The following is a 10,470-nucleotide window of genomic DNA, read 5'->3' as shown; positions in this document are numbered from 1 at the left end:
AGCGTGGACTCGGCGATCTTGGCTGACGGCAGCGTAATCGCGTCGAAGCTGGCAGACGGCGTCGTAACGACGAGCAAGCTGGCCGAAGGCAGCGTAGAATCGGCGGCTTTGGCCGACGGCAGTGTAATTGCGAGCAAACTGGCAGCAGGCAGCGTCGACACGTTCGCGATCGCCGACGGCAGCGTGACGCCGGAGAAGCTCTCTGCAGACAGCTTGCGTGCATTCGCTTTGGCCGAAGGCAGCGTGACGGCCGACAAGCTGGCCGAAGGAAGCGTGAAGACGTCTGCGCTTGCGTTTTTCGCGGTCGGAACGAACCAGCTTGAAAACAGCGCCGTTACCTTCGATAAGTTGGCAGCCGCGAGCGTCGGATCCATTCATATCGAGGAGCGGTCCGTCGACGGCGGCAAGCTGGCTGAAGGCAGCGTTAATGCGGGACACATCAGCCAAGGCGCGATTCTGGCCTACCACCTCGGCGAAGGCAGCGTCGAGCGGGAGGCGTTGGGCGAATGGAGCGTGACCGGGAGCAAGCTGGCGCCAGGCGCGGTAGGCTTCGAGCAGCTGGCCGACGGCGCTGTCGGCGGCGACAAACTGCAAGCCGAGAGCGTGAATAGCTTGCATCTGGCAGCAGGCGCCGTTACGTTCGACAAGCTGGCGCCCGAGGTAGGCGGCCTGCTCGCGGATCTGGGCGGCGCGCTTCAAGCGACGAAGCTTCAGCTCGCGCAAGCGGAGATTAAGCTGGAACAGCCGGTACAACCGGTACAACCGCAACAGCCGGCGTTTCCGATGCTTGCGGTCGCGGCGGCCGTTCCCGGCGTGGCTCTGACGTTCGGTCATGTCGACTATGCGTTCGGCGGCATCGAGGACCGGATCGAAGTATCCGTATCGTTCGACGCGCCGTACGCGGACGACGCTTATGTCGTCTTCGCCATGGCCGACCATCCGGGCTGCATCTGCTCCCTGAAGGAGAAATCGGCGGAAAAAGCGACGTTCGACGTTTGCCGCACGCGTCTCTCGCCAGCCCCGAACGGCCGAATCCAATGGATGGCCGTCGGCCTCAAATCGAACTGATACGCATGTTCTCGTAAGCCCTCGCTCCTCCTACAAGGCGGCGGGGGCTTTTCGTCGCCTTATCCGTTTACATAAAAAATGCAGTTGTACGGGCTTCTGTTTATCGTACAGGTGCCGTTGCGTATGGACACGTTGCACATATGATGTCCTGTACACTGCTGCCTGACAGGGGGGGGATTCGATGAAGCACCGGACCGGCAGCGACAGATCTGCAAGACGCAAGCGCATCCCGCCGGCCGTCCGCCGGAAGCGGGCTCGACCCGCCCGCAGAGTCGAAGCGCAAGGCAGGGCGCCGCGCACGGCCGCGAAGCGACCGGGGACGGTCGATCGCGCGCAAACGAGCCGGACAGGCGCTCGCGGAGAAGAGGCGTGGCGGCCGCCCGCGGTCTCGGTCATCATCCCGGTGATGAACGAGAAGCGGACGCTGGCGCGCGTCATTCGGGAGGCGTATCGCATTCATCCGCGTACCGAAGTCATTGCCGTGTTGAACGGCTCTACCGACGGCTCTCTGGCTATCGCCAAGGCGAGCGGCGCGCGCGTGCTCGTGTTCGACCGCCCCCTCGGCCATGACGTCGGCAGGGCCGTCGGCGCGCGGGAGGCGTCCGGCGATACGCTGCTGTTCATTGATGCCGATATGGTCATTCCCGCCGCCAGGCTGCGCGCGTTTACGAACGCGATAGAGCAAGGCACGGATATTGCCCTGAATGATTATTCCGGTCCGCGCAAACGGCCGGTGGTCCACAATGTCATTCTGGCGAAGCATGCGCTGAACGCGCTGCTCGGCCGACCGGATCTTGAGGGCGCGTCGATGACCGCGGTGCCGCATGCGATCAGCCGCCGCGCGTTGTCCTCGATCGGCGCGGATGCGCTGGCCGTGCCGCCGCTCGCGATGACGAAGGCGCTGCAAGCCGGCATGAACGTCCGACGGGTGCGCCATATCGACGTGGGCGCGCTTAACCGACCGCGAACGAAGCGCGAGCGTAACGGGTCGCTGGAGCCGCTGATCATCGGCGACCATCTCGAGGCGATCGACTGGTGGCTGAAAAGCGACGGAGCCGCCGGGCAGCCGCCGCATGCCATCGGCGCCGGCGGAGGTGACGGAGCATGAGGAGAAGAAACGCCTTGAGAGGCGCGAAGCCAATGCGAAAAAGCGTCAATCGACGAAGAGCCGCCGCACGCGGTCGTAACTATAGAAGAGTCGCCGCCTCCTCTGCGAATGCGACGGGCAAGGCAGCCGAGCGCTGGCGGCGCGAAGGCGCGGTCGACGGCGCTGCGTGGCGATCGGCCCATCCGGCAGGGACGGTAGAGGCGCTGAGCGACTATGCGCAGCGCGCATGGGCGGAAAAAGTAAGCCGGCAAGCGGATATCGGAAGCGCGGATCGATTGCGGCTGTATCGGCATGGGGCGGCCTATGCGGCCGGCATCCGCCAGGGCAGCGGCATGGATATGCGAGACGAACTGTTGGCGCTGCAAGGCTCGGCGTCCGCCGTCCTGTATGCGGAGGGAAGCGCCGCGCGCCTGCAGGCGGTGCTGGCGGAGCTCGAACGGCTGCCGCTCCGGGAGATCGTCGTCGTACTCGGCGCAGGCGCCGAACCGATGCTGGAGACGCTGCTGTCCCATCCCCGCGTCGTCGTGGTTCATTCGCCGAACGGATACGAGAGTCCGCATGCGGCTCGCGCTGCGGGCGCCAGGCTGACAGGCGCGGACTCGGTGCTGTTCGCGGACGGCGCGAAGCCTTGCCCTGCGAGGCTGCTCGGATCGCTGCTCGTTCGGACGGACGCCGGTACGGACGCCGCGCTGAGCGACAGGACGACGCAAGAGGGCGCGTTCTACCGTAGAGGAGAAGCCTCTTGGCTACGGGAATTCCTCAATGTTTCTCTCGATAGGCCGGATCTGCGCGCGGACGCCATCGGCGGCGTGCCCTTCGCCTTGTCGAGGCGGGCGATCGACGCGATCGGGACGGAAGCGCTCGGAATGCCTGCGAGAGCGCAGGCTGCCGCGCTCGTCTTGGGCCTGCGCGTATCGGTTTGCGACGGCGTGCCCTTCTCGGGTGAACGAGACGTGCCGGCTTCCGCCGGAAGCGCCCATACGGCCGCTTGGCGGGAATGTTTGTCGACGCGGGGCGCGAGACTGGGCTTCCCGGATCACAAACGAAATCGCCAGGCGATCGGAGGGGGAGGTTATGGTCCGGACGACGGTCGTCATCCCCAGCTTTAACCGCCCCGAACGGCTCATGACTTGCATTCATGCATTGAGGCAGCATGCCGGGCGGGAGACGGACATCATTGTGGTCGCGACAGGCTCTTCGTCGGAGACGGCCTCCTGGTGCGCGCGCAGCGGCATCGCCTATATCGCTTTGCCCGGCGAAGTCGGGTTCGCCGAAGCTTGCAACAAAGGTTTGCGGCTCGCGATGACGGACACGATCGTCCTGCTCGGAGAAGATTGGACCGTCTTTCCCGGCTGGCTGCCCAGTTTGCAGGATGCTTTGGGCACAGGCAGCCGCGGAGGGGTTGCGATCCTGCCGGGTTCGCCGGAGGATGCCTTCAACGGGACGAGCGCCTTTGAAGCGTACAGCGGCGGGGCTTGCCTCGCGATGCGCAGGCAGGCGATGGAGAAGATCGGGACGCTGGATCCGCGATTCCGCAGCGGCGCCTGGGCGTTCGCGGATTACGCGCTGCGCGCGAAGCTGAACGGATGCGATCCGAAGCCTGCGCGCGGGCCGATCGTCCGCCGCTCCGACGGGGCCGGCTACGGCGACCGGGACGATCCGCTCGGGGCGATCGTGCTCGACAGGCGGACGTTTGCCGAGAAATGGAGTCTGGAATCGCTCGCCATAATCTGAAGGAGGGGTGACCTTGAAAGCCGTAATATTGGCAGGCGGCTCAGGAACGCGGCTGAAGCCGCTCACGTACTGGACGAACAAGCATTTGCTGCCCGTCGGCAGGTATCCGATGATCTGCTATGGCATCGCGAGGCTTCGCGAAGCGGGCGTCAGGGATATCGTGCTCGTGACGGGGCGCAGCTCGCTCGGCGACTTCGTCGAGGTGCTGGGCAGCGGCCGGGACTGGGGCGTCTCGATCGTATACCGGGTTCAGGAGGAAGCTGGCGGCATCGCGCAGGCGCTGGAACTGGCGCGCCCGATGCTGCGACCCGGAGAGAAGTTCGCGGTGCTGCTCGGGGACAATTTGTTCTCGGAGTCGGTCGCGCCTTACTTCGACGACTTCCAACGCCAAGCGGACGGCGCCATGGTCCTTCTTTATCCGGTCGACGATCCGCGCCGATACGGCGTTCCGGAGATGGATGAGGCAAAGGGCAAGATTCTCCACATCGAAGAAAAGCCGGAGCATCCCGCGTCCTCCTACTGCGTGACCGGCCTTTACATGTATCATGCCGACGTGTTCGACATCATCGACGGGATCAAGCCCTCGCAGCGCGGCGAGCTTGAGATCACGGACGTAAACAATGCCTACGCCCATGCGGGCAAGCTGACGTTCCGCGAGCTGTCGGGCTGGTGGAACGACGCGGGAACCTTCGAATCGCTCGAGGAAGCGAGCGGGAAGCTGAAGGGCGTATTGCCGTGAAAAGGATCGCCCGCGGGCGCGGCGCAGCGGCCTTGAAGCGGTTCAGAGCGGGCTCCCGCAAGGGCAAGCTGGGCGGCAGGCGCGGCGTCGGCATCCTCGGGCGAAAAGGGCGGCTGCGGCGCAGAAGGCCGAGGCCGTCGCCCCGCGTCGCAACCGAAGCGCAGCGTCAGGAAGCCCCCGGCTACGGCGAAGGATACCTCGAGGGGCTGTACGACGGCGGCGAGCGTTTGCTCGAAGCCGCCTTGCCAGGGGACCGGATCGTGCCTGACGTCTCGGTCGCCGAGGTTCTCGCAGCGGGAATTCCCCACGTGCTGACGCGAAGCATCCGGCTGCTCGGGACGGAGGAGCTGTGCGCCGAGCTTGAGGCCGCGCTTGCGGCCGGCCGGCCGTACAGCGTCGTAAGGCTCGGAGACGGCGAGCTGCTCACGTTGGCGCAGGACACGCTGAAGCCGGCGGCGGAGATCGCGCGGGAAAGTCCTTTTCTGTCTTATGCAGGGGTTGACGCGCCGGACAGAGCGGCCAGAGACGAACTCGCGGCAGCCATTCGCCGGGCCACGGTCGTCGGCGTGCCGCTATCGCGCAGGCCGAACTATCAGCCGCTCTTGTTCGAGGCGCTTAGGCGCAACGGGGTGCCGCCCGAATCGCTGCGTTTCACGAGCTCGATGGTCAATTACGCGCTGCACGAGTCCGGCCATCTGATGCGGCTGGCCGCCGGCAAGCGGATCGCGGTCGTTGGCAACAGCGCAGACGCTCTGGCGCGCGCGCTGCGCGCGGCCGGCCTCGAAGTCGTCCATACGGTCTCGCCGGTGGACGGCATCGCGGACTATGCGAGCGCCGTGGAGCGGGCTGCCGCCGTGCCGTTCGATCTGGCGCTCGTGTCGGCGGGCGTCGCGGCGGTCCCGATCTGCGTCTGGTTGTCGGAGCGAACGGGCAAGGCCGCGTTCGACTTCGGCCACATGGCTGACAGGCTGGGCGGGACGGCATTGCCCCCAGGCGAGTAGCGTCGGGACGAATCTTCAAGAAAGGAGGCAGACGCGGATGGTTAACAATCGGACGTCTCGCGGGGGAAGGCGCGACCGCCGGCCGCGTTCCCGGCGAGGGGGCGCGCGCGTTCGGGCCGTGCCTGTTTACCAGGATGGCTATGGCAACGGATATCGCGAAGGCGTGCAGGCGGGCATCGCGAGCTTCGACACGCTTTTCGACGGCACGAGCATCATCATCCCTACCTACAACCAACGGGAGCTGCTCGGAAAGTGCATCCACAGCATCGTCCGGCACACGGAGCCCTCCTACGAGATCATCGTCATCGACAACGGTTCCAACGACGGCACGGCCGAATACCTGGCGAAGTTGGGAGGTACCGTGCGGTATCGCGTGCTGGAGCGCAATCTGGGCTTTGCGGGCGCCTGCAATATCGGTCTCATGATGGCTAAGGGACGGACGTTGATGCTGCTCAACAACGATACGATTGTCACCGACAACTGGCTGGATAACCTGCTCGCCTGTCTGAACAGCGACCCGGGCATCGGAATGGTGGGACCGGTGACGAACTTTATCAGCGGAGAACAGCAGATTCCGGTACCGTACACGGACGTTCGCGATATGCAGGCGTTCGCGTCCGGATTCAACCGCCACGATCCGGACCGCTGGCAGAAGACGGATCGGCTCGTCGGCTTCTGCGTGCTGATGCGGCGGGAAACCTTTCTCGGAATCGGTTATCTGGACGAAGGCTTCGAGCTCGGCAACTTCGAGGACGACGACTGGGATATCCGCGTGCGGCTGCTCGGACAGCGTCTCGTGATCGCGGGCGACACGTTTATCCATCACTTCGGAAGCGTCAGCATTAAGGCGCTGGGGGACGGCTTCCTTCCCGTTCACACGGCGAACGAGCGCTATTACCTCGACAAATGGCGGGGCTGGCAGCAATGGGCGGGCATCGTCGCTTCGGCCACCGTGGAGGATGAGCATGCCTGTTCGCTGGGCTTGAGCGAGCTGTTCCCGAACGGGGTCGCCGTCCGCGCGGCCGATGCCGGCGTCTATTGGGTGGAAGGCGGCAAGCGCAGGCTCGTGACCGGCGTGCTGCCGATCGAGGCCGTCAAGCTCTCGCGCATCGATCTGCGCAGATGGCCCGTCGGCGACCCGATAGAAGCGGAGGAAGCGGCCTCCCGTTGGCACGGCGCGGGCGCCGAGCCGGTCGAAGGAAGGACGTGCGCCGTCGCGCTGCTCCCGGACGGGACCGCCTATCATCTCGAAGGCGATACGGCGAGGCGCGTGCTCGGTCCAGCCGCGCTCAAGAGCTGGAATCTCCATCTCAAGCCGATGGCGGAGGTGTCGGAAGCCGCGCTGGCTGGCTGGCGTCAGGGCGCACCGATTATCGCGCTGCCGAAGCTGCTTCAGGCGTTGTGATGCGCATACGGAACACAAGGCGAGCCGATCAGGCTCGCTTCTTCGTTTTGGGCGGATAAGCCGGCGAAAGGTTTTTTACGACGCCGCCTGGACTTCGATTTCCCGGGAGCGCGCCGGTCATCGAGTGGCAAACGGGCAAGCGCCGCATAAGATGTTGGAGGCATGAATCGCGCCGAACGGCAAGTACACGATCGCAACAGGCGGAGGCGGGGGAGGCGGAACCATGCAAAATTTGTTGACCGAAGTGGCGGTTCACCTATCGCATTCCCACCAGCATATGGCGCGCATTATGGACGCGAAGCGTCAGGTCGCCGTCCGGATGTCGCAGATGGTCACGGCTTTACCGGATATGCATCCCGAATTGAACGGGCTGGACGGACTGCTGGAGGGCTCGGCTGACGTCACCAAGAACATCATTGCCTACGTAGTCGGACTGGCCGATATGCACGACGCGCTGGCGGACAGCCTCGAGCAGATCGTGAAGGCGGCGAACATTCCCGACGAAGAATAACGGGCGGGCTTCGCAGGGAGGAGATCGGCGATGACGAGAGAGGAAGCCTATTACAATACATTGAACGCGATCGCCAAGATGCAGTGGAACATGGCGATGATTCTGGAAGCGAAGGCCTTCGAGGCGGAGAAGGTGCGCAACTGGTTGTGCATGCACGTCACGACGGACTCGATCCCGGACCATGCGACGAACCTGTCTACCTCCCTGAAGATTCACGAGCAGAACGTGGAGCTGATCGAGAGTCTGACCAAGCTGTGCCAGGGCATGAACCGCAGCATGAAAACGATTCTCGCGCCGAGCGGCGACGAAGAGGAAGGCGGTCTGTCCGGACTGCTGGACGGCTTCGGAGGCGGCGATTCGGACGGATGAGCCGGCTGAACGCGGAGTGGGAAGCGAAGCTCGCCATGCTGAAGGCGATCGCGAGGAGTCAGGAAGCGATGGCGCGCATGCTGGAGAGCGCGGCTGACGTCAGCGCGGCGGGCGTGCCGTCCGTTTCTTCGCTCCGCGAGCATGTGCGGGTGCTGACGGGGCTGCAAGCCGAGATGGCGAGGAGCGTGGCCGGCGTGTCCTGGACGCCGCCTAAGCAGGGGCGGCCGGTTGGTCCATGGTTGAAAAAGGCTGCGGCCGTGCGCCTGACGATCGTTGGCGCGCGCGGAGACGGCGGCAGTGAAGCGGATGGCTCGGCGGGCAAGAGAGGCGGGCGGCGCGTTTGAAGCAGTGTGTGCCAGGGCTGAGCAGTGGCGCCAGGCTGAGCAAGTGGGTGCCGGGGTTAAGCAGTGGGCGCCAGGCTGAGCAGTTGGCGACGCAAGAACCTCACATGCCGCTATGGTCGAAAGTATGAGAGCTATCGCAAGCAGAAGCCGTATCGTTGAGTGGAGGGGGAGCGGCGATGGAGATGATCGCGGTACATGCGCTTCGTAAAACGAGTCGGGCGAAGCCAGGGCGGAGAACGCGCTCGCTGCGGAGGAAAAGCGTAGCGGCCAGGCGAAAGCCCGGCCTGAAAAAGCGCGCAGTCGCCGGGGGCAAGCGACGGATCGGCCGCGTCAGAAGCCGCAAGCGGCGGACGGCGAACCCGGGCGCCGCCTTCAATCAGGCGTACAACGAAGGCTACAACGCCGGCTTCGCCAAAGGCTTCGAAGACGGACACCAGCTCGCCTACGATCAGCAGGTTTGATCCGCGGGAGACTGACGACATCCGCGTCAGGGCGGAAGTTGCACAAAATGAACTATTGACGAAATTTGCCGATCGATTATATACTATCCAAAAATAGGATATCCAAATGCGAGGAAGCACCCGCAGACGAAGTCACACGTCTCTCGTGCTTCCTTTTTTATGCCTAATTAGGCCTCGCCGGTACTTCGCTACCCACGTACTTCGTTAGATAAGTGCTAAAAGGCAACTAATTGAACCGGCAACGGCCGAATTGCCCGGATAGTTGCCAAAAGACATCTAATTCATCCGAAAATGGTGCAGTGCGCTCGAAAGTGGTGAAATAAATGCCTTTTAACAACTGTTGGACTGGTTGAAGGGGCTTCATGCTGAAATAGATGCTTTATGACAACTAAACAATTAGAAGCGGGGGATTTGTAATGATGGGGCAATTGGAGTGGTTGAAGAAGAAGGGGCTCGTCTCGCGGCTCGTATTTATATCCGTGATGTTGACGGCAATGCTGCTGCATACAGCCGATGTCTACGGTGCTTCGTCGGTGAGTCAGCTGTCGGGCGGAATTGCGTCTGCAGGCACCGCCGCGTTGAACGATATCGGCAGCCATTGGGCCAAGCAAGCGATCGAGACCGCAGTCGCCAAAGGCTACGTTAAAGGCTACCCGGACGGCACTTTTAAGCCAAACAAAGAAGTCTCGCGCGCCGAATTCGTGAAGATGGTCGCGGATTCGCTACATTTGCCCGTGACCTCCGTAACTGCCGGCACGAAATGGTACATGCCGTACGTATCGGCGCTGAAGGCAGCTGCGCTGCTGCAGGATAGCGATATGGGCGCTGGATGGGACGGCCAGATGAACCGAACTGAAATGTCCAAGCTGCTTGTCAGAGGCACGGATGACGAGGTTCGTGGAAAAAAGCTGACAGACGGCGAAGCGCTATATAAGTCGGCTTCGGCAGGTTTGATCGGCGGGATTGCGGACGGGACCCTTAATGAGAAGGGTACGACGACGCGTGCCGAGGCCGTGGCTGTTATTGAGCGTCTCTCGACGGTTCGCGTGGGCGGCAAGCTGACGCCGGATAAAAATGCGGTGCAGAACGCGGCCATCATCTACAAGGGAACGAACCTAGAGGAGGTTTGGGGAACGAAACCTGTGACGTTGCCCTTTAAGCTTGATATTGATGATAAAGCTGAAGTGACTATGGATAAAATGATCGTCGTCGATCTCGATGATCCAAAAGCGCCATTGCGCAGTAAATTTAAGGAACTTCAACGTCAGCCGGACACCAAAGTAATGAGAAAAGACGCTTATGCGGTCGCTATGCATATCGTTGTGAAAAATACTAAGATTCAAGGTAAGAATAGATACAATTTTCTTGCCGATAAAGTTACTACTAACTCCGATCGAGGCCAGTATGTTGCTTATGACGTTGGGAACCAAACCGATTTCCCTGTCGTACCTCCTTTCTGGCTTGACACTGTTACCACTGTAAATGGATGGCATATTATTGTCGTTGAAAAATCTGTTTTACAAAAACATCCCGACTGGAAGATTCCCTTTCTGATTACTTATACGGGGCTTGTATACAGACTTGGGACACTGAATGGTGAAGGTGCATGAGCATGAAGCGATTACTTTCGTTCCTACTCATATTTGCGTTTCTCGAGGGAATGTGGCCGTCATTTCCACTTGTTACAGAAGCTGCTTCTCCCGACAGTCAAACGTTAAAATTAAACTTTG

The 10,470-nt window shown here is 62.3% G+C and carries 12 protein-coding genes; all 12 read left to right on the top strand.

Annotation, left to right across the window (positions count from 1 at the left end):
• Positions 1-1,068: WIAG-tail domain (locus tag BM235_RS05705; protein ID WP_177244194.1), on the top strand; the 1,068-nt coding region annotated here is incomplete at its 5' end.
• Positions 1,069-1,249: 181 nt separating this feature from the next.
• Positions 1,250-2,176, top strand: coding sequence for a glycosyltransferase family 2 protein (locus BM235_RS05700; RefSeq protein ID WP_090110407.1), 927 nt, complete (start codon positions 1,250-1,252; stop codon positions 2,174-2,176).
• The gene (locus BM235_RS31960; protein WP_158543898.1) at positions 2,173-3,285 is read left to right on the top strand and encodes a hypothetical protein; all 1,113 of its coding nucleotides are present in this window, start codon (positions 2,173-2,175) and stop codon (positions 3,283-3,285) included. The genes BM235_RS05700 and BM235_RS31960 overlap by 4 nt, the downstream gene beginning before the upstream one ends.
• Positions 3,251-3,910, top strand: a complete 660-nt coding sequence (locus BM235_RS05695) for a glycosyltransferase family 2 protein (protein ID WP_158543899.1) — start codon at positions 3,251-3,253, stop codon at positions 3,908-3,910. The genes BM235_RS31960 and BM235_RS05695 overlap by 35 nt, the downstream gene beginning before the upstream one ends.
• A gap of 13 nt (positions 3,911-3,923) precedes the next feature.
• The gene (locus BM235_RS05690; RefSeq protein WP_090110402.1) at positions 3,924-4,649 is read left to right on the top strand and encodes a sugar phosphate nucleotidyltransferase; all 726 of its coding nucleotides are present in this window, start codon (positions 3,924-3,926) and stop codon (positions 4,647-4,649) included.
• The gene (locus BM235_RS05685; protein WP_090110400.1) at positions 4,646-5,650 is read left to right on the top strand and encodes a GT-D fold domain-containing protein; all 1,005 of its coding nucleotides are present in this window, start codon (positions 4,646-4,648) and stop codon (positions 5,648-5,650) included. The genes BM235_RS05690 and BM235_RS05685 overlap by 4 nt, the downstream gene beginning before the upstream one ends.
• Before the next feature lie 37 nt (positions 5,651-5,687).
• A complete protein-coding gene (locus BM235_RS05680; protein WP_090110397.1) occupies positions 5,688-7,055 on the top strand; it encodes a glycosyltransferase family 2 protein in 1,368 nt (455 codons plus the stop codon).
• Between the two features lie 223 nt (positions 7,056-7,278).
• Positions 7,279-7,566 (top strand): nucleoside-diphosphate sugar epimerase, encoded by a 288-nt coding sequence (locus BM235_RS05675; RefSeq protein WP_090110395.1) that lies wholly within the window; start codon positions 7,279-7,281, stop codon positions 7,564-7,566.
• A gap of 30 nt (positions 7,567-7,596) precedes the next feature.
• Entirely contained in the window at positions 7,597-7,935 is a 339-nt protein-coding gene (locus tag BM235_RS05670; RefSeq protein WP_090110392.1) for an alpha-helical endospore appendage domain-containing protein, read from the top strand.
• A complete protein-coding gene (locus BM235_RS05665) occupies positions 7,932-8,279 on the top strand; it encodes a hypothetical protein (protein WP_090110390.1) in 348 nt (115 codons plus the stop codon). The genes BM235_RS05670 and BM235_RS05665 overlap by 4 nt, the downstream gene beginning before the upstream one ends.
• Positions 8,280-8,455: 176 nt before the next feature.
• Positions 8,456-8,740 carry a hypothetical protein gene (locus BM235_RS05660; protein WP_090110388.1) on the top strand — a complete coding sequence of 95 codons (285 nt, stop codon included), beginning with the start codon at positions 8,456-8,458 and terminating at the stop codon, positions 8,738-8,740.
• 416 nt (positions 8,741-9,156) lie between these two features.
• On the top strand, positions 9,157-10,350 hold the full coding sequence (locus BM235_RS05655) for an S-layer homology domain-containing protein (protein ID WP_090110386.1): 1,194 nt from the start codon (positions 9,157-9,159) through the stop codon (positions 10,348-10,350).
• Positions 10,351-10,470: the final 120 nt, after the last annotated feature.

Source organism: Cohnella sp. OV330, from assembly GCF_900112065.1.
Lineage (GTDB): Bacteria > Bacillota > Bacilli > Paenibacillales > Paenibacillaceae > Cohnella.
The sequence above is the reverse complement of the archived record's forward strand: the minus strand, read 5'-3'. Positions and strand labels throughout refer to the sequence as shown.

What these genes read in the sequence shown, in the direction of transcription:
- BM235_RS05670 (WP_090110392.1), top strand. Translation starts at nt 7,597, where the DNA reads ATGACGAGAGAGGAAGCCTATTACAATACATTGAACGCGATCGCCAAG.
- BM235_RS05680 (WP_090110397.1), top strand. Translation starts at nt 5,688, where the DNA reads ATGGTTAACAATCGGACGTCTCGCGGGGGAAGGCGCGACCGCCGGCCG.
- BM235_RS05675 (WP_090110395.1), top strand. Translation starts at nt 7,279, where the DNA reads ATGCAAAATTTGTTGACCGAAGTGGCGGTTCACCTATCGCATTCCCAC.
- BM235_RS05665 (WP_090110390.1), top strand. Translation starts at nt 7,932, where the DNA reads ATGAGCCGGCTGAACGCGGAGTGGGAAGCGAAGCTCGCCATGCTGAAG.
- BM235_RS05660 (WP_090110388.1), top strand. Translation starts at nt 8,456, where the DNA reads ATGGAGATGATCGCGGTACATGCGCTTCGTAAAACGAGTCGGGCGAAG.
- BM235_RS05700 (WP_090110407.1), top strand. Translation starts at nt 1,250, where the DNA reads ATGAAGCACCGGACCGGCAGCGACAGATCTGCAAGACGCAAGCGCATC.
- BM235_RS05655 (WP_090110386.1), top strand. Translation starts at nt 9,157, where the DNA reads ATGATGGGGCAATTGGAGTGGTTGAAGAAGAAGGGGCTCGTCTCGCGG.
- BM235_RS31960 (WP_158543898.1), top strand. Translation starts at nt 2,173, where the DNA reads ATGAGGAGAAGAAACGCCTTGAGAGGCGCGAAGCCAATGCGAAAAAGC.
- BM235_RS05695 (WP_158543899.1), top strand. Translation starts at nt 3,251, where the DNA reads ATGGTCCGGACGACGGTCGTCATCCCCAGCTTTAACCGCCCCGAACGG.